We start from the raw sequence: 21,361 nt of genomic DNA, 5'->3' as shown, positions 1-21,361 counted from the left end.
TGCCAGGGGCGATACAAGCCTCAGGCGAGGCTTTTGCTCACCACTTCGAACACGTCGCTGGACAGCTCGCCGGAGGCGCGGATGCGCTCCAGTTCGCCCTTCATCAGTGCCTGGCGGGCGCTGTCGTACTTGCGCCAGCGAGTCAGTGGCGCCAGTTGCCGCGAGGCAATCTGCGGGTTGAAGCCATTGAGCTCGATCACCAGGTCGGCGAGGAAGCGATAGCCCGAACCGTCGGCCGCGTGGAAGTTGATCAGGTTCTGCCCGGCAAAGGCTCCCACCAGCGCCCGCACCTTGTTCGGGTTCTTGATGTTGAACGCCGGGTGCTGCATCAGCGCCTTGACCCGCGCCAGGCCACCGGGCAGCGGGCTGCCAGCCTGGACGCTGAACCACTGGTCCATGACCAGGGCGTTGTCCTTGAAGTTTTCGGCGAACACCGCCAGGGCCTTGGCCTTCTCGGTCTCGAACGGCGAGTTCACCAGCACCGCCAGGGCGGTCAGGCGCTCGGTCATGTTGTCGGCGCTGTCGAACTGCTCGATGGCAGCTGCCAGCACCCGCGGCTGATGGGTCAGCATCAGGTACGACAGGGCAATGTTCTGCAGCGCACGACGGGCAAAATGCTCGGACTCGGCCACATAGGCCGTGGCCTTGGACACCTGGCGATTGGCCTGATAACGCTGCCACAGGCTGTCGAACAGGCCCTCGGCCAACTGCTGGCGAGCAAACTCGCGGGCGGCATGGATGGCCTCGACATCGGCCACTTCGCTGATTTCCGTGAGGTAGGCCTCGCCCGGCAGCGAGAGCATTTCGGCAACCATGGCCTGGTCCAGGCTTTCGTCCGCCAGCACCGTGCCCAGGGCCGTCAGCAGCCGCTCGTCCATCACCATGGCCTGCCCCTGCTGATGCTGGCCGATCAGTTCCTGCAACACCTGCACCGCCAGTTGCTGGCCGGCGTCCCAGCGGTTGAAACCGTCGCTGTCGTGCTGCATGAGGAACATCAGCTGGTCGCGGTTGTAGGGGAAGCTCAGCTTCACCGGCGCCGAGAAGCCCCGCAGCAGCGAAGGCAACGGCTGTTCGGCGATGTCAACAAAGGTGAAGGTCTGCTCGGCCTCGGTCACCGAAATCACCCGGGACGTGCCCTGGGCCGCGTCTTCGCCGGACAGGCGCAGGGCGATGCCCGCCCCTTTGGAGTCCAGCAGGCCCAGTTCCACCGGGATCACGAACGGCAGCTTCTCGACCTTGTCCGGGGTTTGCGGACAGCTCTGGCGGAAGGTCAGGCTGTAGGTTTTCGCAGCAACGTCGTAGGACTCGCTGACCGCCAGGCGTGGCGTGCCGGCCTGGCTGTACCAGCGCTTGAACTGAGTCAGGTCGACGCCATTGGCGTCCTCCATGGCCTTGATGAAGTCGTCGCAGGTCACGGCCTGGCCATCATGGCGCTCGAAGTACAGGTCGCTGCCCTTGCGGAAGCCTTCGGCGCCGAGCAAGGTGTGGATCATGCCTACGACTTCCGAACCCTTTTCGTACACGGTCAAGGTGTAGAAGTTGGAAATCTCGATAAAGCTTTCCGGGCGCACGGCATGGGCCATGGGGCCGGCGTCTTCGGCGAACTGGTGGGTGCGCAGGTAGGCCACGTCCTGGATGCGCTTGACCGTGGCCGAGTTCATGTCCGCGGAGAAACCGGCATCGCGGAACACCGTGAAGCCTTCCTTGAGCGACAGCTGGAACCAGTCGCGGCAGGTCACCCGGTTGCCCGACCAGTTGTGGAAGTACTCGTGGGCGACAATCGCCTCGACCCGCTGGTGAGCGGCGTCGGTGGCGGTTTCGGCACGGGCCAGCACGGCGCTGGAGTTGAAGATGTTCAGGCCCTTGTTTTCCATGGCGCCCATGTTGAAGTCGTTGACCGCGACGATCATGAAGATGTCCAGGTCGTACTCGCGGCCGTAGGTTTCTTCGTCCCAGCGCATGGATTTTTTCAGGCTGTTCATCGCGTGCTGGCACTTGTCGATGTTTTCCGGCTCGACATAGATGCGCAGCGCCACATCGCGACCGCTCATGGTGCGGAAGCTGTCTTCGACGCACCACAGGTCACCGGCCACCAGGGCGAACAGGTAGGCCGGTTTCATGAACGGGTCTTCCCAGGTCGCCCAGTGCCGGCCGTCTTCGCCGGGGCCGCTGGCGATGGGGTTGCCGTTGGACAGCAGCACCGGGTAGCGGTGCTGCTCGGCCACCACGGTGGTGGTGAAGGTGCTCATCACGTCCGGGCGGTCGAGGTAATAGGTGATCTTGCGAAAGCCTTCGGCCTCGCACTGGGTGCAGAACATGCCGCTGGACTTGTACAGGCCTTCCAGGGCGGTGTTGCTTTCCGGGTGGATCTTCACACTGGTATCCAGGGTGAAGCTGGCACTGGTGGGGTGCAGGGTCAGGTGGCTGTCGTCGAGCTGGTAGTCGGCGGCCGTCAGTTCACGGTCGCCCAGGGCCACCGAGAGCAGCTCCAGCTGCTGGCCATCCAGCACCAAAGGCGGCAGGCCGGCACCACGGGCCGGGTTGCGACGCATCACCAGCTGCGCATGGACCAGGCTGTGGTCCTCGAACAACTCGAAGGTCAGGTGCGTTTCGTCGATCAGGTACTCGGGGGCCTGATAGTCCTTCAGGTAGATCATCTTCGGTTGATCGGTGCGCATGGCGAATTCCTTCTACTGATGCACGGCGAGCTGGTAGGCCGTGTACTTACGAATATTGATCACGCCAGTGTCGAAGATCAGGTACTGGCCCTTGATCCCCATCAGCGTGCCTTCGGCAATCGGATTCTTGTCCAGGTTGAAGCTGACGATCTTGGTCGGGTACTGCTCGACCGGGTAACGGATTTCCAGGGGCTCAAGGTCAGTCACCGGCTGGATCGCCTGCAGGCCGAAACGCTCTTGCAGGGCCAGCAGGCCCTCGGCGCAGGAGGCGAACAACTGCTCGCGCACCTCGACCAGGTCAACGGCCGGCGCATCGCCCTTGAGCAGCGCGCGCCAGTTGGTCTTGTCCGCCACCTGGGAACGGAACAGGTCTTCGACGAAGCCCGACTGCTGGCGGGTGGCCACGCGCATGATCGGCAGCGCCTGGCTCGCGCCCTGGTCGAGCCAGCGGGTCGGCAACTGGGTGGCACGGGTGATGCCGACCTTGATCCCCGAGGAGTTGGCCAGGTAGACCACGTGGTCGGTCATGCAGAACTGCTCGCCCCAGGACGGCTCGCGGCAGGTACCGGCGTCGTAGTGGCAGCGCTCAGGGCTCATGATGCAGAGATCGCACTGGGCCAGCTTGGTCATGCACGGGTAGCAATAGCCCTGGCTGAAGCTGGTCTTGGTCTTGCGTCCGCAGTGGGAGCAATGGATCGCCCCCAGGTATTCCAGGCGCAGGCTGCTGCCGATCAACGGGTTGACCGGTACCTCGCTGTCGCCCAGGCGAAAAGCGTATTCAACGTTCGGCCCGTCAAGGCGCGCCGACATTTTGCTGATGGAGCCGCGGCCGATCTCGATCAATGGATGGCATCCGACTTGAACAGGATGTTCGGCACCGGCTCGGACTTCGAGGCGCACTCCTGCGCGCCCATGTAGCCGGTGCGCTGGTCTTCCGGCAGGTTCTGCAGTTCCCAGGCGATCATCGCCTGCAGGGACAGTTCACGCTGCTCGGTGGTGAGCTTGCGGCCATCGGACCATTTGCCGATCTCTACGGCCAGCTTCAGGCTCTGGTAGATCTCGGGGGTGATGTTTTCGATCATTTCGACAAAGGACGACATACAAGACTCCAGCGTTTAAAGGGCCAGTCGACGGCGGCTGTACAAGCCGCCCAACAGACCGGTGAGGCATCCGATAAGCAAGCCGCCAACGTGGGCGGCGTTGGCGATTTCCCCGAAACCGATCATCGAGACCAGCCCGGACAGGCACAGCAGCAGCCACACCAGCATCATCACCAGCACCCCGCGAGGCAGGCGGTAGATGGGGTTGGGTGACAGCAATTGATAGATCCAGCAATGCCCGAGCAAACCGTAGAGCACCCCGGACAGGCCGCCGAACAGGGTCGGGCCACTGAAATAATATTGCGCGTAGTTGGACACCAGGCTGAACAGCAGGGTCAGGCCCAGCAGGTTGATGCTGCCCTGGCGCATCTCGATGCGCCGCCCCAGCTCCCAGTACCACATGCCGTTCATGGCGATGTGCAGGATGCCGAAGTGCACCAGCATCGGCGTCACCAGGCGCCACCACTGCCCCGCTGCCAGGCTGTCGGCCAGGGGGGTGAACTGGATGTAGTCGCCCGCCACGCGAAAATCGAGGAAGGTGAACCAGCTCAGCGTCTGCAGATTGTCCCCCAGCAAGGTGATGCCGCAGACCGCCAGGCTCAGCAGCAGGATCAGCGCCGTGATCGGGCTGCGGCGCAACTGCTGGGCAATGCCGACGCGCGCGGGAGCGGCCGCCTGAGGGATATCCAGTTGCTGCTCGGGATCGCCCTGGGGGAAGCGCTGGTACAGGCCGCGCACGTCCTCGCTGATGGATTCGGGCGCCCAGAGCACCTGCTCCCCCGCCTCTTCGCTGACCCGATGGGGTACCTGCATACGCTGCAGCAGCTTGATGAAGCCGCTGAGGTCCACCGTCAGGGGCAGGCGCAATACCGCTACCGCACTCATCGCAATACCTCGGGTCGCTCGACGTCGACCCAGACAAATTTATTCGGGTCCAGACGCTCTTCCTGGTCCAGGCGGTACGCGGCGAGCTTGCCGTAGAGCACCGCGCTGTAGTCCAGGCACGCCAGGTTGGGGAGGATCGGCGCCGGCTTGCCGCTGCGCCAATAGTGACCGACGAACAGCATGGGTTCGTCGGCGCCGTAGCGCAGCAGGCTGTTCTTCTCGGCCGGGGACAGCGGCGTGCGCGCCACTGGATCGGGCAAGGCGTCGGGCTGGAACACGATGTCGCCGTAGGTCTGCGGGTCGTCCTCCCAGAACTTGGTGCGAAAGAACGCCCGGGTCAGGCCATCGCCACTGGTCATGGTCAGGCCATGGGGCAGGCGCATGTCAGTGCCACGCAGCAGGCGGTCGAAGGCCATGCTGGCAAAGCTGTCGGGCAGCGCCGACGCTTCGAGGAAGGCCCGGTCGATGCAACCGTCGGCGAACTGCTGGCGCAAGGGCGCGATCAATCCCCCATCCCAACAGGCATGCACCACCCGGAAGCGTCCGGCATCGACGAACAACGGCAGCTCGTAGAACCATTCGAGGAAGTCGTGCCAGTCCCCGGGGTGCTGTTCGAACTGGGTCAGGGTTTCGTGGATCAGCCGGGCATGACGCGGGGTGTGCTCGCGCACGAACTGCTTGCCGCTGCCGGCGGGCGCAGGCGTGCTCCAGCCCAGGGCATTGAATTCGTGATTGCCCATGATGCACAGCGCCTGTCCGGCCTCGGCCATGTCGTGGACGATATGCAGGGACTCACGGATCCGCGGGCCGCGGTCGATGATGTCACCGAGAAACACCGCCATGCGCGACGGATGCCGCCAGACGCCGCCCTGCTTGTGATAACCGAGCCGATCCAGCAAGTGCTCCAGGGTCAGGGCGCAACCGTGCACGTCACCAATCAGGTCGTAGCTACGCGCGGGATCGAGCATCAGTCGCCTCCACCGCCCAGTCGGCTGCCCCAGCCAAGCTTGGTCCGGCAGACCTCGTAGTAGTTGTGGTCCAGCGGGTGGATCAGGCGCAGTTTCTGTGCCTTCTTGCTGACCGTGATGGTATCGCCCGGCGCACAGGTAAAGTGGTTCTGGCCGTCACAGGAGACTTGCGGATAGATCTGCATATCTTTGGACACGACGATTTTCAGCTCACTGTTGCCATCGACCACGATCGGCCTTCCAGACAAGGTATGGGGGTACATCGGCACAATCACAATGGCATCCAGCTTGGGATGCATGATTGGCCCGCCGGCGGACAGCGCGTAGGCGGTGGAGCCCGTCGGCGTGGCGACGATCAGGCCGTCGGCCTTCTGGCTGCAGACGAACTGGCCGTCGATATAGATCTCGAACTCGATCATCCGCGTCGACTTGCCCGGGTGCAGCACCACGTCGTTCAGTGCATCGCCCTGGCCGATGGCCTCGGCATGCCGGCGCACTTCGGCTTGCAGCAGGAAGCGGTTCTCCACCAGGTAGTGGCCGTCGAGCACTTCAGCGACCTTGACCTCCAGCTCATCGGGACGGATGTCGGTGAGAAAGCCCAGGCTGCCGCGGTTGATCCCCAGCACCGGGATGTTGTGCCGCGCCAGGGCCCGGGCGGCACCCAGCAGGCTGCCGTCGCCGCCGACCACGATGACCATGTCGCAGACCTCGCCCAGCAACTTGCGCGAGGAGGTCTGCAGGCCATGGCCCGGCAGCACCTCGGCAATGGTGTCCTCGAGGATCACGTGCAGGTGGCGGGCCAGCAGAAACTTTTTCAGTCGGCGCACTGTGTCCAGCACCTGGGAACTGCCCAGGCGACCGATAATGCCGATATTGCGAAACTGCTCCATGGGGCTCCTGCGGGGTTCGGGTACGGGCGAAACTGAGGATTATGGGCGAAACCCGGCGTTAGACAAAATCCTTTCAGCCACGCGGGCTTAGCAACCCCGTGCGCAACTGCGAGTGGCACGCATTTATCGCGATCGAGGCGGGTTTGCGTCTATGCTCGCAACATGCTCCTGTTCCCGGATCTGCTTAACCTCCCCCGCCAGTTGCGTCAACCTGAAGTCCGCGACCTCGCCTGGGTCATCCTCGCGCCGCCGATGCTCAGCCAGACGCCCTGGCCACAGCGCCACCCCCTGGCCGGCAGCGACTGGGTGCAGGCGCCGCAACTGCTGGCCCACTGGCTAAGGCGCCTGGACCTGGACAGCAACGCCCTGCGCCAGTGGTTGACCCGGGGCCCGACCCGGCGCCTGGGCCTGTACTACGAACGCCTCTGGCAATTTGCCGTGCAACATGCCCCCGGCGTCGAGCTGCTGGCGGCCAACCTGCCGATCCGGCGTGGCGGCCATACCCTGGGCGAACTGGACATGCTGCTGCGCGATGCCGAGGGTGTGCATCACCTGGAGCTGGCGATCAAGCTGTACCTGGGGCCGCAGCACGGCAATGGCGTCGATAGCGCGCAATGGCTTGGCCCTGGCTGCCACGACCGCCTGGACCGCAAGCTGGCGCACCTGGACGAGCATCAACTGCCGATTTCCGCCCGCGATGAAAGCCGCGAGGCCCTGGAGGCGCTGGGCATCCAGCAGTTCAGCGCCCACCTGTGGCTGGGGGGTTACCTGCTCTACCCCTGGCCGGGCCACGCCGAATCGCCGCGCGGGGCGCACCCGCAGCACCTGCACGGGCGCTGGCTGCACCAGCGGGACTGGCCCGCGTTCATCGTCCAGAGCCCCCCGGGACGCTGGCAACCCCTGCCCCGCCACGCCTGGCTGGCGCCGGCGCACTACCCGGCCGAGCACACCTGGAGCGCTGCACAGCTGCAGCAATGGCTGGCCGAACTCGAGCCCCACGCCCCTGCGCAGCTACTGGTCAGGTTGGAGGAAACCCCGGAAGGCGACTGGGAAGAAGCCGAGCGGCTGTTCCTGGTGGCCGATCTCTGGCCCAACGTCCCCACACCCCAGGCCCTCACACCCAGAGACCGCCCCTCGTAGGAGCTGGCTTGCCAGCGAAAGCGTCCGCAAGACCGGCGCCAGGCTCACGGGCCTCTTCGCCGGCAAGCCGGCTCCTACGGAGGAGCACCGCAATCACCTGGAACCTGTAGGAGCTGGCTTGCCAGCGAAAGCGTCCGCAAGACCCGCGCCAGGCTCACGGGTCTCTTCGCCGGCAAGCCGGCTCCTACGGGGGAGCAGCGCAATCACCTGGGACCTGTAGGAGCTGGCTTGCCAGCGAAAGCGTCCGCAAGACCGACGCCAGGCTCACGGGCCTCTTCGCCGGCAAGCCGGCTCCTACGGGGGAGCAGCGCAATCACCTGGGACCTGTAGGAGCTGGCTTGCCAGCGAAGGCGTCCGCAAGACCGGCGCAAGGCCCACGGGTCTGTTCGCCGGCAAGCCGGTTCCTGGGCTGGGCTCGCGCTAGGCCAGGGAAAGGCGCAACGCCAGCGCCACCAAGGTGATCAACAACACCGGCAGGGTCAGCACGATGCCGACACGGAAGTAATACCCCCAGCCGATATGAATGCCCTTGCGCTCCAGTACATGCAGCCAGAGCAAGGTGGCCAGGCTACCGATGGGGGTGATCTTCGGCCCCAGGTCGCTGCCGATGACGTTGGCGTAGATCATCGCCTCCTTGACCACCCCACTGGCCTGGCTGGCATCGATGGACAAGGCGCCGATCAGCACTGTCGGCAGGTTGTTCATCACCGACGACAGTCCGGCCGTCAGCAAGCCGGTGCCCAGGGCCGCGCCCCAGATTCCGCCGCTGGCAAAACCGTCGAGCCAACCGGCCAGGTGAGCGGTGAGTCCGGCGTTGCGCAGGCCATAGACCACCAGGTACATGCCCAGGGAGAAAATCACGATCTGCCAGGGTGCTTCCTTGAGTACCTTGCGAGTGGAGATCCGATGGCCCCGGGCAGCGATCACCAGCAGCAAGGTGGCGCACGCAGCCGAAATCGCGCTGATGGGAATGCCCAGCGGCTCCAGGGCAAAGCAGCCTGCCAGGAGAATCAGCAGTACCCACCAGCCGGCGATGAAGGTGGCCCGGTCATGGATTGCACTGGCAGGCAGCGCCAGCTGTTGCGGATCGTAGTCCTGGGGTATGTCGCGGCGGAAGAACCACAGCAGCACCGCCAGGGTCGCGGCCACGCTCACCAGATTGACCGGCAGCATCACCGCTGCGTAGCGGTTGAAGCCGATCTTGAAGAAGTCCGCGGAAACGATGTTCACCAGGTTCGATACCACCAGCGGCAGGCTTGCGGTGTCGGCGATGAACCCGGCGCCCATGACGAAGGCCAGGGTGGTGGCTGCGCTGAAGCGCAGGGCCAGGAGCATGGAAATCACGATGGGCGTCAGGATCAGCGCCGCGCCATCATTGGCGAACAGCGCCGACACCAGGGCCCCCAGCAGCACCATGTAGGCGAACAGGCGCCGGCCCCGGCCCCGGCCCCAGCGCGCCACGTGCAGGGCCGTCCAGGCGAAGAAACCGGCCTCGTCCAGCAACAGGCTGATGATGATCAGCGCGACGAAGGTGCCAGTGGCATTCCAGATGATCTGCCACACCACCGGGATATCGGCAACCTGCACCACCCCGCAGAGCAGCGCCAGGACTGCCCCCAGCACTGCGCTCCAGCCCACTCCCAGGCCCTTGGGCTGCCAGATCACCAGGGTGATGGTCAGGAGGAAAATCAATACCGCAATCAACATGGGCAACCGCCTTTGAAGAGGATCGTAAATGAGCGGGACTCAGCAACAGCGCTGCGGACGGTCGGCCATGGCTTGCAGGCGCTGCACATCCTCCGCCAGCCAGGGGCCGTTGCCCTGCAAGGTGCCGTGCAACAGGCTGTGGGCCCAGCCGTCCAGGCCGGGGTGCAGACGGTAGTAGACCCATTGCCCCTGGCGCCGGTCGGCCAGCAGGCCGCAACCGCGCAACAGCGCCAGGTGCCGGGAAACCTTCGGCTGGCTCAGGTCCAGGGCAGCCGTCAGTTCGCAGACGCACAGCTCCCCTTCCCGGGTGATCAGCAGCACGATGCGGCTGCGGGTTTCATCGGCCAGGGCCTTGAACAACTCGGCAGGATTGAGAGAGACGGACACCAGCTGCGCTCCTGGAACGGGAGCGGCAAATATATGGAATTTCGTATATGCGGTAAAGCGCGGATTACCCCGGGCATTGCCGGCAGGCAGGTACCAGAAGGAACCCGCCCGCCGCCGTGCAGGTGCTCAGTCCTTCTTCTGCTGTTCCACCCATTGCCCATAGGCATTGATGAAGCCCTGCAGGAACGGCCGGGTGGCCTCCGACAGCTTGCCGGACTCGTCGAACGCCGAACCCGCGCCGCCCAGGTAGGCTTCGGGCTGCTGCATGCACGGCACATTGAGGAACACCAGGGACTGGCGCAGGTGGTGGTTGGCGCCGAAGCCGCCGATGGCCCCCGGGGAAACGCTGATCACCGCGCCGGGCTTGCCGCCCCAGGCGCTCTTGCCATAAGGGCGCGAACCGACATCGATGGCGTTCTTCAGCACGGCCGGTACCGAACGGTTGTATTCCGGGGTCACGAACAACACGGCATCGGCGGCGCTGATCTGCTCGCGAAAATGGGTGTAGGCCGCCGGCGGCGTTGCCTCGATGTCTTCGTTGTAGAACGGCAAGTCGCCGATCTCGACGATGTTCAACTGCAGGTTGGCGGGCGCCAGCTCGGCCAGCGCCAGGGCGACCTTGCGGTTCAGGGACTGTTTTCTCAGACTGCCGACCAGCACTGCGACCTTGTAGACATTGCTCATGGAAGACTCCAACCGTTCGCTTGAGGAAGGCCCTAGTTATAGATGAGCCGAGGGGTTGCCTGCTACCCGGCACCGGCAATTTTTTGTCCTGGGCCCCGCCGTGCGACACGGCCCGGAGCTGCGCCACGGCCATGGGCGGAATATTTTTTCCTGCCGGCAAAACTTACCCCGTACCCTCTGGGTCTACAGCACCGAAATTTGCGTGTTTTATCTCCAGAGGCTCTAAAAGATGGCAGCAGTACTTGTCGGACAATTCCATGCAAGAGATGCCGAGGGACGAGTGTATTCAGTGCACGAATTCCAGGAATCCATGCCCTCGGAGGAAGGCCTGGCCGGCTCGGAGCCCGTGACCACCTATCGCCTGGCGATTGGCGACCGGGTCAAGAAGCTCGATGACAACCAGTTTCTGCTGGTGCAGTCGGACGTGACCATAGTGCGTGAACCCGAGACGTACGTGAGCGAGTGACCCCACACCTCGCCGTGTGCCGAGCAGCCGCAGGCCGGCGCCGCAGCTCGTGGCCACCCACGCGGCGATTGCAACAGCGCTGAAGCCCTTGCGGCCCCTCTCGCGGCCCGGGGCCGCGGCTACAGATTCCTGGCCTGCACTTGGGGTAGGATTCGATGCTTGACTCCCCAACCGGCTGGATATGGATTTCAAGCATGCGTTTACGTCATATCGAAGTGATTCAGGCGCTCCTGCAAACCGCTCACCTGGGCACCGCCGCCGAGTTGCTGCAACTGTCGGTGGCCGAGGTCGAAGCCCTGCTGCGCGATGCCGAAGGCCAATTGGGCTTCATGCTGTTTGCCAGCGTGCGTGGACGCCTGCAGGCCACCCGCGAGGCCCGCGAACTGCAAGCGGCGATCACCGGAGTCTATGACGCCTTCGAACCGGTGCAACGCCTGGCCGACAGCCTGAGGTTTCACCAGGCGCCACCCTTGCGCATCATCGGCACCCCGCCCCTGGTGCAACAACTTCTCCCCCGGTGCATTGCCGCCCTGCGCCGGCGCTTCGCCGACACCCCCTGCAGCCTGCGCAGCCAGAGCACCCGGGCGATGGTCGACAGCCTGCTGCTGCGCGACTGCGACCTGGGCCTGAGCCTCTACGACCCCGAGCACCCGGACATCGACAGCCAGGTCCTGGCCCAGGGCAAGCTGTTCCTGATCGCCCCCCATGGCTGGTTGCAGCCCAAGCAAAAATACGTGGCCCTGCAGGACCTGGCCGGCCAGGCCATGGTCGGCCTCGAAGGCCAGGACCCGCTGAGCCTGGTGCTTACCGGCAAACTGCAGAACCTGCGACCCAGCCCGGTGATCCAGACCCGGGTACAGACCTACCAGATGATGAGCAGCCTGGTGGAAGCCGGCGAAGGATTGGCCATCGTCGACCCCTTCACCGCCGCCGGCGCGCGCAGCGCCGGGCTCGATGTCAGCCCCCTGTCGCCCCCGGTCAGCGTCACCCTGTATGCCCTGCGCCGCGCCGGCAGCGACGGCTCGCCACTGCTGGATGCCCTGCTGCAACTGCTGACGGAGCAGGCCGAGGCACTGCTGGCGGGCTAAGGCTGGGCAAGCTCGGGCTCATCGGCAAACAATCGGTACCAGAAGATCGCCACCTCGCTGGTTTGCGCATCGATGCCGCGATAGCGCAGGTGATCCACGCCGCCCACCACATAGCCGCAACGCTCATACAGGCGACAGGCGCCCAGGTTGTTGTTCTGGGTCTCCAGCATCACCCCCGGCAACTGTTTCTTGCGACTCCAGAACTGCGCCACCTCCAGCAGCGCCCGGGCCACGCCATGGCGTCGCGCCGGTGCATGCACCGCCAGCTCGTCAATATGCGCGTAGCCGTTCCAGTTGGTACTGATGACCATGTGGCCCACCGGCTGGTCGTCGAGGAAGGCCATGAAAATCTCGCTGTCCGCTGCGTTGCGGTAGCTGCTGAACTCTTCCGGGTCGATGCCATAGCACTTGCGGTAAGGCACGATCTGGCGCAACGGCCAGTCACTGACCGACACACCGCGCTCGGCCTCGGCGTAGGCGCCGACCTGGAAGCTGAAATCACTGCCCCAGACATAAGGGGCAAAACCTTCATCGGCGACGCGGATCGCCAGGCCCGGGTACCGGGGATTAACAGCGGGCTGCATAGTGGGGAAACTCCTCACGCTTTGATGCAATCGACGGTGTATTGCCGTCCATTGCCCTGGTCGTCATGTTGCAGCCCGTGCACGTCGGCGACAAACCCCGGGAAGCTGCTGTCGAAGGCTCGGGCAAAGGCCAGGTAGTCGATGATCGAGCGGGTCGACTCGGTGAAGCGCTCACCGGGCATGATCAGCGGGATCCCCGGCGGATACGGCACCAGCATCACCGCAGCGATGCGCCCTTGCAGCTGGTCAATCGACACCGCTTCGACTTCGCCGCGCACCAGATGGTCGTAGGCGTCGGCGGGTTTCATCGCCACCTCCGGCAACACCGTGTACATGCGCTTGAGGTGCTTGGCCGTGGCGTTGCTGCGGTAGCAGGCATGCAACTGGTCGCACAGGTCCTGCAGGCCCATGCCCTGATAGCGCTGCGGGTCCTGGCCGGCCACGCTGGGCAGGCAACTGGCAAGGCTGGCATTGGCATCGTAGTTGCGCTTGAACTCCAGCAGCTCGGTCAGCAGCGTGCTCCACTTGCCCTTGGTGATGCCCATGGAGAACAGCACCAGGAACGAGTAGAGCCCGGTCTTCTCCACCACCAGCCCGCGCTCCCAGAGGAACTTGCTGACCACCGCCGCGGGAATCCCGTGCTCGCTCAGGGCGCCGCCAGCGGTCAGGCCCGGCATCACCAGGGTCACCTTGATCGGATCGAGCAGCACATAGTCATCGGTGACCCCGGCAAAACCGTGCCACTCGCCTTCCGGCTCCAGCAGCCAGTCTCCGGTGCGCACCTGGTCGATGCCCTCGACCCGCTCCGGCTGCCATACCGAGAACCACCAGTCATCGGCGGCGATGTTCTGCCGCAGGTTGGCCAGGGCCCGGCGAAAGCTCAGGGCCTCGTCGAACATTTCCTGCAACAGTGAGCGCCCCGCGGGCCCTTCCATCATCGCCGAGGCCACATCCAGGGAGGCGATGATGCTGTACTGCGGCGAAGTGGAGATGTGCATCATGAAGGCTTCGTTGAAACGGTCCCGATCCAGCTGCCGGGCGCCGCCGTCCTGCACATGGATCATCGAGGCCTGGCTGAAGGCCGCCAGCAACTTGTGGGTCGAATGGGTGGTGAACACCAGGGGGCTGTCGGCGCTGCGGGAAGTGCCCATGCCGTAGCGCCCGGAGAAAAACTCGTGGAAGGCCGCGTAGGCATACCAGGCTTCGTCGAAGTGCAAAACCTCGACGCTGTTGCCCAGGCTCTGCTTGATCAGTTCGGCGTTGTAGCACAAACCGTCGTAGGTCGAGTTGGTGACCACCGCCAGCTTGACCCGGGGCGCCCGGTCACGGGTCAGCGGGCTGGCGTCGATCTTGGCCTGGATCGACTCGGGGCTGAACTCGCTCAGGGGAATCGGCCCGATGATCCCCAGTTCGTTGCGTTCCGGACACAGGTACAGGGGGATGGCCCCGGTCATGATGATCGAATGCAGCACCGACTTGTGGCAGTTGCGGTCCACCAGCACCAGGTCATCGCGGCCAACCATGGAGTGCCAGACGATCTTGTTGGCGGTGGAGGTGCCGTTGATCACGAAGAACGTGTGATCCGCGCCGAAGTTGCGCGCCGCTCGTGCCTCGGCTTCCGCCAGAGGGCCGGTGTGGTCCAGCAGCGAGCCCAGCTCCGGCACCGAGACCGACAGGTCCGAGCGCAGGGTGTTCTCACCGAAGAACTGGTGGAACGCCTGCCCCACCGGGCTCTTGCGATAGGCCACACCACCGCCATGGCCCGGGGTGTGCCAGGAATAGTTGGAGTCGGCGGTGTGCTGCACCAGGGCCTTGAAGAAAGGCGGCAGCAGGCCATCAAGGTAATTGCGTGCCGCCCGGGCCACCTGCCGGGCCAGGAACGGCACCGTGTCCTCGAACAGGTAGAGAATGCCCCGCAGCTGATTGAGCTCGCTCATGGCGTCGGCAGGCGCATTTTCCAGGGTCACCTGCTCGCCCAGGGCGAAGATCGGCAGCAGTGGCGCCCGCACCCGGGCCAGGCGGATCAGCTCGACCATGTTCTGCAGCAGGTGGGTGTTTTCCCCGGCCCCCTCGGCGGCGATCAACATGCAGGCCAGGCCGTGATGGGTCGCGGCAACCAGCCGACCTTCGGCATAGTCCACGGCGGAGAAAATACTGAAACCGTCCTTTTCCAGCTCTCGGGCAATGCCCCGCACCCGGTCCCCGGCGACCGTGTCGGCCTTGATGTCGCGGTGCACGATCAGGATCGGAAACTGCAGGTCTTTATACATGGGGCTGGGCGTCCTGAGACGGCGGGTGGGCTCCGCCAATGGAACTCAGGGTAGAAGCTGGGGGCGCTTCGTGTCACCCCGGGCAGGGAGAGGGTGTAACAAAACGTCGCCCTGGGATAATTGGCCGCTCCGCTTCGAGGCTGCTGTGGCCTGGAATCGTCCCCGGCCACCTCGCGAAGCTACAGGCCTCGCGCCTGCAAGAAGCCCGCGCCGCCAGGCCCGGGGCATAACCCGGGAGCAGGCTGCCTGGGCATCACTGCTGGGCTTCGAGCAACTGGGTCCACAAGGCCGGCGCGCCGGCGGATTTGGCAATGATTTCCAGGCGTGCCTGATGCTCGGCCAGCTCGGCCTCGCTGGCGCGAATGATCCGCCCCCGCGCACGCTCGGCCGACAAGCGCCGGATCTCCGTGCTCTGGCCAGCCGAACCATCACCGTCCGAGGCATTGCCAGCCAGCGACAGGCTGGTCTGGCCACCGGTCATGGTCAGGTAGACGTCGGCGAGGATCTCCGAGTCGAGCAAGGCGCCGTGCAGCTCACGGCCGGAGTTGTCGACGTCATAGCGCTTGCACAGGGCATCCAGGCTGTTGCGCTGGCCTGGGTGACGCTCACGGGCCATCAACAGGGTGTCGAGGATGGTGCAGTGCTGGGTGATGTCCGCCCGGTCCTGGCGGCCCATCAGGGCGAATTCGTTGTTGATGAAGCCAACGTCGAACGCCGCGTTGTGGATGATCAGCTGCGCGCCCTGGATGAAGTCGAAGAACTCGTCGGCGACTTCGGCGAAACGCGGCTTGCCCACCAGGAATTCGTTGGTGATGCCGTGAACGCCGATGGCGCCTTCATCACTCTCGCGATCCGCTTGCAGGTAAACGTGGAAGTGCCGGCCGGTCAGGCGCCGACCGATCAACTCGACGCAACCGATTTCAATGATCCGGTGGCCGTCGGTCACCGGCATGCCGGTGGTTTCGGTATCGAGTACAACAGATCTGTTGGCCATCAGGGGTCAGTTCTCAACGCTGGAAGTGTTTCAAAGCGCGGGATTTTAGCACGCTCTGGCGGCATGACACCCATGGCGGATTCATCAGCCGGCCGCCTGCGCAGTTTTTAACAATCCTTAGCAAAGCTGCTGCAGTTCATTGCGCCGCAAAGCGCTAGGGTGCCGGACGATACTTTTCGCCGGACCCTGCCCTGCCATGACCCCCAGCAAAACCCGACTGGCCTGCGCGCTCTGCGCCTGCCTGTTCGCCGACCTCGTCCAGGCCAGCGCCCTGGTGATCAGCACCGACATCAGCATGAGCCTGACCCTGAGTTCAACCGAAGGCAGCTCCAAAGCCAGCAGCTCATTCAAGGACGACAAACTTGTGCTCGCCGCCCAGAGCGATGCTGCGGCCTTCGTGGCCAGCGCCGGCGAAATCCGTGGCGCCCGGTTGGAAGCCGCCCTGATGCACATTCGCCAGGTGCTCGCCGCCCCGCCCTGTACCGACCTGCAACTGGCCAGCGCCATGCTTGCGCTCTGAGCCCCAGGTGGCTGCGCGGCTAATTCATCGCCCGCCCCAGCCGTTTCTTTATGTGAACAAGGCTATTGCGTTACCGTGCCGCCTCACCCAGGCACGCGGGCGCTGATACCCGGCGTTGCACTCACCCACCAGGAACCGCCCTCCCATGCTCAAGACTCGACAGATGTTCCCACTGCTGTTGGCCTTGGCCTGCATCAGTGGCTGCTCTTCCCTTGCCCGCACCGACAGCGACAGCCAACAACGGCCGCTGATCGTCGCTCATCGCGGCGGCGCCGCGGACTTTCCCGAAAACACCCTGCTGGCCATCGACAACGCCCTGCGCAACAAGGTCGACATGCTCTGGCTGACGGTGCAACTGAGCAGTGATGGCGTACCGGTGCTGTACCGACCAGCCGACCTGAGCGCCAATACCCAGGCCACAGGCGCAGTCAACCAGCACACCCTGGCGCAGTTGCAGGCCCTCAATGCCGGGTGGAATTTCAAGCAGACGGCAGCCGATGGCCAGGTGAGCTTTCCCTATCGCGCCCAGCCACTGCCCCTGCCGTCGTTGCGCCAGGCGCTGCTGGCAATCCCCGAGTCGGTGCCGGTGATTCTCGACATGAAGGCCCTGCCGGCTACCCCCCAGGCCCAAGCCGTCGCCCGCCTGCTGGAACAGCTGCACGCCTGGAACCGGGTGCTGATCTACTCCACCGATGCCAGCTACCAGCAGGCTTTCGCCCCCTATCCCCAGGCTCGGCTGTTCGAATCCAGAGACAGCACCCGGGATCGGCTGGCCAGCGTCGCCCTCGCCCACCACTGCAACGCACCACCTGCACCCGGCAGTTGGGTGGCCTTCGAGTACCGGCGCCCGGTGCAACTGGTCGAGACCTTTACCCTGGGCGAGGCCCGCTCCCAGGTCGATGCCCGGCTGTGGACGCCCGCTGCGGTGGATTGCTTTCAGTCACGGGGCAAGGTGCGGATGCTGGCGATCGGCATCAATAGCGCCGAGGACTACCAGGCGGCCGCCTGCCTGAAGATGGATGCGGTACTGGTGGATTCGCCCCGTGCGACGGCGCAAATGAAGCAGCGGCTCGAACGGCCGCTGCCTTGTCGCTGATTGCCCGCTCAGGGCATCAGGGCTGTTTGTAGCCGCGGACCTCGTCGACGCCGCGGTTGGCCAGTTGGTCGGCCCGCTCGTTGCCGTGATGGCCGGTATGGCCACGCACCCACTTCCAAGTGACCTTGTGGCGGTTGACCTGTTCATCCAGCTTCTGCCACAGGTCGGCATTCTTGACCGGCTCCTTGGCCGCGGTTTTCCAGCCGCGCTTCTTCCAGTTGACCATCCACTCGTTGATGCCCTTCATTACATACTGCGAGTCGGTGACCAGCAGCACTTCGCACTCGCGCTTGAGCTCTTCCAGGCCGCGAATCGCCGCCATCAGCTCCATGCGGTTGTTGGTGGTGTTGGCTTCACCGCCCCAGAGCTCCTTCTCGACGCCCTTGCACACCATCAACGCGCCCCAGCCACCGGGGCCGGGATTGCCCTTGCAGGCACCGTCGGTAAAGATTTCTACGCTATCGCTCATCCACGCCTTCCATCAGAAAATTGCCATTGGCCTGTCGAGCACAGTCGACAGTGCCCAGGGCCGGACAATCCGGCCGGCTGTATAAAAAGAAGGTTTCAATCGGTCATCAGGGCTCGCTGTTACGGCGATTGACCTTGGCCATGGGCAGCGGCACCAGCTTGCCCATCGGCTCGCGCCGGACTTGGCGCACCGGGCGCAGGCCCACGGCGATCTTGCGTGCCACCAGCAGGTAGAACCCGCCTCCGGACAATTGCCACTGCCCGGCACGGCGTTCCCAGCCGGCCAGTCGCGCCTGCCATGCCAACGACGCAAGCGGCGGACGATAGCACCCGAAGCGGCGTTTCTCCAGCGCAAAGCCCAGCAGGTTGAGCCAGTCGCCTACCCGCGAGGGGGCAATGCAGCGGGCCTGGCGCAGGGCATCGTGGGCGAACACATGGCGCAGCCCCCAGGTGCTCCAGGGGTTGATTCCGACAATCAACAGGTGCCCGCCCGGACGCACGCTGCTCGCCGCCTCCCGCAGCAGGCCATGGGGCGACAGGCAGAAATCCAGACCGTGCTGCAGCACCACCACGTCCGCGGCGTGCTCGCTCAAGGGCCAGGCCTGCTCCTCGCAGACGATCTCGACCCCGGGCAACGGCGCCCCGAGGCGCACATTGCGCTGCACCTGGGGCGCCGCCGGCGGGGTTTGCGCCGAAGGGCCGTAGTGCACCAGGTAGCCGCCGAAGAAACGCCCCAGCTCCTCTTCGAGCATGCGCCGCTCTTCATCCAGCAGAAATTGCCCCAGGGGGCCGGACAGCCATTCCCGGGCTGCACTGATCAGGGCCAGCCAGTCGGGATCTGCCTGAGCGAAGGCTTTATCGGTCATTGCATTCTCCAACACGCCAAGAAGCACTAAGATGCGCCATTGTTTTCTGCTTGGCGAATTCGAAGATGATACAGATCAGTGCCCTGCCCGCCTTCACCGACAACTACATCTGGTTGTTACAGGATCATCGCAGCCAGCGTTGCGCAGTCGTCGACCCGGGGGATGCGGCGCCGGTACTGGCCTGGCTGGAACAGCACCCGGGCTGGCAGCTCAGCGATATCCTGGTGACCCACCATCACCATGACCATGTCGGTGGTGTCGAGCGCCTGAAGCAACACAGCGGCGCCACGGTCTACGGTCCGGCGCAAGAGAAGATCCCCGGGCGCGACGTGGCCCTGGATGACAACGGCCGCGCCAGCATCCTGGGCTGGGAATTCGAGGTGTTTGCCGTCCCCGGCCACACCCTGGGGCACATTGCCTATTACCACCACGGCCTGCTGTTCTGCGGCGACACCCTGTTCGCCGCAGGTTGCGGTCGCCTGTTCGAAGGCACCCCGGAGCAGATGCACCACTCCCTGGAGCGCCTGGCGGCATTGCCGGACGACACCCTGATCTACTGCACCCATGAATACACCCTGAGCAACCTGCGCTTTGCCCAGGCCGTGGAGCCCGCCAACCCGGACATCGCCCAGCGCCTGGAAAAAGTCAGCCAACTGCGCGAACACGGGCGCATGACCTTGCCGTCGACCCTGGCCCTGGAGAAACTGACCAACCCTTTTCTGCGTACCGCTGAAACATCCGTTAAACAAAAAGCGGACGAACGGAATGGCCAGGATAACCTGTCCCAAAGTGCGGTCTTTGCAGCCCTGAGGGCCTGGAAAGATAAGTTCTAGGCCGGTGCCGGATTGGCACAAAAATTCTGAATGGTTGACCGCACCCCGGGTGCTTCCTAGAATCGCCCGACATTTTTGCCCGGAACTTACTTCCAGCCAATGTCGTCATCTATTCGTTTTCCCATCAGTTCAGACGCATTGACGCGCTTGGCCCAGGCCATCGCGGTAGCTGTGTCAGCGACTCTTGCGGGCTGCCAAACCACCGGCCAAGCCCCGCAGAGCGACGCGACACACACTCAGAATTTCAACGCCCGCATCAAGCAGAAACCCATCTGGCTGAGCAACCAGCCAAGCCCGCAAGTTCCCCAGGATGTCTGGGAACGCATGCGCCAGGGGTTCCAATTGCAAGACGGCCTGGGCGTCAACCCGCGTATTGAACAACAGCGCCTGTGGTTCGCCAGCAACCCTTCCTTCCTGGAAAACGCCGGCGAGCGCGGCAGCCTCTACATCCACTACATCGTCGAGCGTCTCGAAGAGCGCAACATGCCGCTGGAACTGGCCCTGCTGCCGGTGATCGAGAGCGCCTACAACCCGCTGGCCTATTCCCGGGCCGATGCGGTGGGCCTGTGGCAGTTCGTCCCGGCCACCGGGCGCTACTTCAACCTGCGCCAGACCCGCTTCTACGATGGCCGGCGCGACATCACCGCCTCCACCACCGCGGCCATGGACTACCTGACCCGCCTGCACGACATGTTCAACGGCGACTGGCTGCTGGCACTGGCGGCCTACAACGCCGGCGAAGGCACCGTCAGCCGGGCCATCGAGCGCAATGAAAAGCTCGGCCTGCCCACCGACTACTGGAACCTGTCGCTGCCGACGGAAACCCAGGCCTATGTGCCCAAGCTACTGGCCCTGGCCCAGGTGGTCCTGACCCCGCAAGCCTATGGCGTGAACCTCAACCCGATCGCCAACGAACCCTACTTCCAGGTGGTCGAGATCAACCAGCGCATGGACCTGTCCAAGGTCGCGGCGGTGGCCAACATCGATGAGGACGAGCTGTTCCAGCTCAATCCGGCGTTCAAGCAGCGCACCACCATCGACGGCCCCCAGCACCTGCTGGTGCCGACCTCCAAGGCGCAGTTGCTGACCACCAGCCTGTCGACCATGAAACCCGAAGAGCTGATCAGCAAGCGCTCCCTCAAGCCGGTGTTCGACCGTGATGAAGGACGTGACTCGCTGCGGCCCAAGCGCATTTATCGGGTCAAGAACGGCGACAACCTGACCCTGATCGCCAAGGCCAACAAGGTCAACGTCCAGGATCTGCAGCGCTGGAACAAGCTCAGTGGCAAGAACCTCAAGGTCGGCCAGACCCTGGTGATGCAGGACACTCGCAAGGTCGCCAGCAAGAAGACCCGCGTAGCCAGCAACGCCAAGAAGAAGTCGACCCAGTACAAGGTCAAGCAAGGCGACTCGCTGTATATGGTTGCCAAGCGCTTCAACGTCGAAATGCAGCACCTCAAGCGCTGGAACCCCCGCGCCGGCCAGGCCCTCAAGCCCGGCCAGATGCTCACGGTCTACCTGTCGCACTGATCGCAACGCAGCCCGCTGGGGCCAGGGCGCTTGCCCGGGCCCCAATGGGTCGTACCGGCAAGCGCCGCGTAACCGATGCGCCCTGGAACCTGGAGCGTTGCACGCGCCAGCGCGAGCACGCTCCGGCGCCACACCCGCGACTGAAAAAGCACGCTTTTTCCTGCTGATACAAGCTGTTACTGTACGGAGCACAAAGCCCAAGCCGCC

At 64.4% G+C, this 21,361-nt stretch carries 20 protein-coding genes and 1 pseudogene; 7 read left to right on the top strand and 14 right to left on the bottom strand.

Annotated features, from left to right (window positions below):
- Positions 1 to 20 precede the first annotated feature (20 nt).
- From pepN to ACZ5BO_RS16355, 6 genes are read right to left on the bottom strand one after another with little or no spacing between them, the layout of a single operon-like run.
- Positions 21 to 2,678: an aminopeptidase N gene (pepN, locus tag ACZ5BO_RS16380; RefSeq protein WP_464701058.1), complete on the bottom strand. Its 2,658-nt coding sequence runs from the start codon at positions 2,676 to 2,678 to the stop codon at positions 21 to 23.
- Positions 2,679 to 2,690: 12 nt separating this feature from the next.
- On the bottom strand, positions 2,691 to 3,521 hold the full coding sequence (locus ACZ5BO_RS16375) for a DUF2797 domain-containing protein (RefSeq protein ID WP_464701056.1): 831 nt from the start codon (positions 3,519 to 3,521) through the stop codon (positions 2,691 to 2,693).
- Entirely contained in the window at positions 3,518 to 3,778 is a 261-nt protein-coding gene (locus ACZ5BO_RS16370; RefSeq protein WP_025128343.1) for a YeaC family protein, read from the bottom strand. The genes ACZ5BO_RS16375 and ACZ5BO_RS16370 overlap by 4 nt, the downstream gene beginning before the upstream one ends.
- 15 nt (positions 3,779 to 3,793) lie before the next feature.
- On the bottom strand, positions 3,794 to 4,663 hold the full coding sequence (locus tag ACZ5BO_RS16365; RefSeq protein ID WP_025128342.1) for a rhomboid family intramembrane serine protease: 870 nt from the start codon (positions 4,661 to 4,663) through the stop codon (positions 3,794 to 3,796).
- Positions 4,660 to 5,634 (bottom strand): metallophosphoesterase, encoded by a 975-nt coding sequence (locus tag ACZ5BO_RS16360; RefSeq protein WP_177330261.1) that lies wholly within the window; start codon positions 5,632 to 5,634, stop codon positions 4,660 to 4,662. Before ACZ5BO_RS16360 ends, ACZ5BO_RS16365 begins: the two co-directional genes overlap by 4 nt.
- Positions 5,631 to 6,521 (bottom strand): NAD(+) kinase, encoded by an 891-nt coding sequence (locus tag ACZ5BO_RS16355; protein WP_007920913.1) that lies wholly within the window; start codon positions 6,519 to 6,521, stop codon positions 5,631 to 5,633. The genes ACZ5BO_RS16360 and ACZ5BO_RS16355 overlap by 4 nt, the downstream gene beginning before the upstream one ends.
- Before the next feature lie 162 nt (positions 6,522 to 6,683).
- On the opposite strand from ACZ5BO_RS16355, the gene ACZ5BO_RS16350 reads away from it, so the two are divergent.
- A complete protein-coding gene (locus ACZ5BO_RS16350; protein ID WP_464701051.1) occupies positions 6,684 to 7,661 on the top strand; it encodes a DUF1853 family protein in 978 nt (325 codons plus the stop codon).
- A gap of 420 nt (positions 7,662 to 8,081) precedes the next feature.
- Here ACZ5BO_RS16350 and ACZ5BO_RS16345 read toward each other — a convergent pair whose 3' ends face one another.
- The 3 genes from ACZ5BO_RS16345 to ACZ5BO_RS16335 form a co-directional block, all read right to left on the bottom strand.
- Positions 8,082 to 9,368 carry an arsenic transporter gene (locus ACZ5BO_RS16345; RefSeq protein WP_464701049.1) on the bottom strand — a complete coding sequence of 429 codons (1,287 nt, stop codon included), beginning with the start codon at positions 9,366 to 9,368 and terminating at the stop codon, positions 8,082 to 8,084.
- Positions 9,369 to 9,407: 39 nt separating this feature from the next.
- Positions 9,408 to 9,755, bottom strand: a complete 348-nt coding sequence (locus ACZ5BO_RS16340) for a metalloregulator ArsR/SmtB family transcription factor (RefSeq protein WP_464701047.1) — start codon at positions 9,753 to 9,755, stop codon at positions 9,408 to 9,410.
- 126 nt (positions 9,756 to 9,881) lie between these two features.
- Positions 9,882 to 10,439, bottom strand: coding sequence for an NADPH-dependent FMN reductase (locus ACZ5BO_RS16335; protein ID WP_464701045.1), 558 nt, complete (start codon positions 10,437 to 10,439; stop codon positions 9,882 to 9,884).
- 229 nt (positions 10,440 to 10,668) lie between these two features.
- Here ACZ5BO_RS16335 and ACZ5BO_RS16330 point away from each other — a divergent pair, with 229 nt between their 5' ends.
- A complete protein-coding gene (locus ACZ5BO_RS16330; protein WP_025128336.1) occupies positions 10,669 to 10,905 on the top strand; it encodes a hypothetical protein in 237 nt (78 codons plus the stop codon).
- A 194-nt stretch (positions 10,906 to 11,099) separates the two neighbouring features.
- A complete protein-coding gene (locus ACZ5BO_RS16325) occupies positions 11,100 to 11,993 on the top strand; it encodes a LysR family transcriptional regulator (protein WP_464701043.1) in 894 nt (297 codons plus the stop codon).
- Here ACZ5BO_RS16325 and ACZ5BO_RS16320 read toward each other — a convergent pair.
- The 3 genes and pseudogenes from ACZ5BO_RS16320 to dnaQ form a co-directional block, all read right to left on the bottom strand.
- A pseudogene (locus tag ACZ5BO_RS16320) lies at positions 11,962 to 12,577 on the bottom strand (GNAT family N-acetyltransferase); the annotation flags it as partial. The gene ACZ5BO_RS16325 and the pseudogene ACZ5BO_RS16320 overlap by 32 nt on opposite strands.
- Positions 12,578 to 12,591: 14 nt before the next feature.
- Positions 12,592 to 14,847 (bottom strand): Orn/Lys/Arg family decarboxylase, encoded by a 2,256-nt coding sequence (locus ACZ5BO_RS16315; protein WP_464701041.1) that lies wholly within the window; start codon positions 14,845 to 14,847, stop codon positions 12,592 to 12,594.
- Between the two features lie 253 nt (positions 14,848 to 15,100).
- Positions 15,101 to 15,841 carry a DNA polymerase III subunit epsilon gene (gene dnaQ / locus ACZ5BO_RS16310; RefSeq protein WP_025128332.1) on the bottom strand — a complete coding sequence of 247 codons (741 nt, stop codon included), beginning with the start codon at positions 15,839 to 15,841 and terminating at the stop codon, positions 15,101 to 15,103.
- Positions 15,842 to 16,037: 196 nt separating this feature from the next.
- Between dnaQ and ACZ5BO_RS16305 the strand changes: the two genes are divergently transcribed.
- Both ACZ5BO_RS16305 and ACZ5BO_RS16300 read left to right on the top strand, forming a co-directional pair.
- Positions 16,038 to 16,361 carry a DUF2388 domain-containing protein gene (locus ACZ5BO_RS16305; protein ID WP_025128331.1) on the top strand — a complete coding sequence of 108 codons (324 nt, stop codon included), beginning with the start codon at positions 16,038 to 16,040 and terminating at the stop codon, positions 16,359 to 16,361.
- A gap of 145 nt (positions 16,362 to 16,506) precedes the next feature.
- Positions 16,507 to 17,457, top strand: a complete 951-nt coding sequence (locus ACZ5BO_RS16300; protein WP_464701038.1) for a glycerophosphodiester phosphodiesterase family protein — start codon at positions 16,507 to 16,509, stop codon at positions 17,455 to 17,457.
- Positions 17,458 to 17,473: 16 nt separating this feature from the next.
- Here the strand turns inward: ACZ5BO_RS16300 and rnhA are convergent, their stop codons facing one another.
- Together rnhA and ACZ5BO_RS16290 are read right to left on the bottom strand one after the other, a co-directional pair.
- Complete coding sequence (rnhA, locus tag ACZ5BO_RS16295; protein WP_025128329.1) at positions 17,474 to 17,926, bottom strand: ribonuclease HI; 453 nt, start codon at positions 17,924 to 17,926, stop codon at positions 17,474 to 17,476.
- Between the two features lie 106 nt (positions 17,927 to 18,032).
- Positions 18,033 to 18,791 (bottom strand): methyltransferase domain-containing protein, encoded by a 759-nt coding sequence (locus tag ACZ5BO_RS16290; protein WP_464701036.1) that lies wholly within the window; start codon positions 18,789 to 18,791, stop codon positions 18,033 to 18,035.
- Positions 18,792 to 18,856: 65 nt separating this feature from the next.
- Here ACZ5BO_RS16290 and gloB point away from each other — a divergent pair, with 65 nt between their 5' ends.
- The gene (gloB, locus tag ACZ5BO_RS16285) at positions 18,857 to 19,624 is read left to right on the top strand and encodes a hydroxyacylglutathione hydrolase (protein ID WP_025128327.1); all 768 of its coding nucleotides are present in this window, start codon (positions 18,857 to 18,859) and stop codon (positions 19,622 to 19,624) included.
- A gap of 99 nt (positions 19,625 to 19,723) precedes the next feature.
- Positions 19,724 to 21,154, top strand: coding sequence for a lytic transglycosylase domain-containing protein (locus ACZ5BO_RS16280; protein WP_464701033.1), 1,431 nt, complete (start codon positions 19,724 to 19,726; stop codon positions 21,152 to 21,154).
- Positions 21,155 to 21,361 lie beyond the last annotated feature (207 nt).

This window comes from Pseudomonas sp. FFPRI_1 (assembly GCF_055384485.1).
Note: the sequence above shows the minus strand (reverse complement) of the source record. Positions and strands in the feature narration are given on the sequence as shown.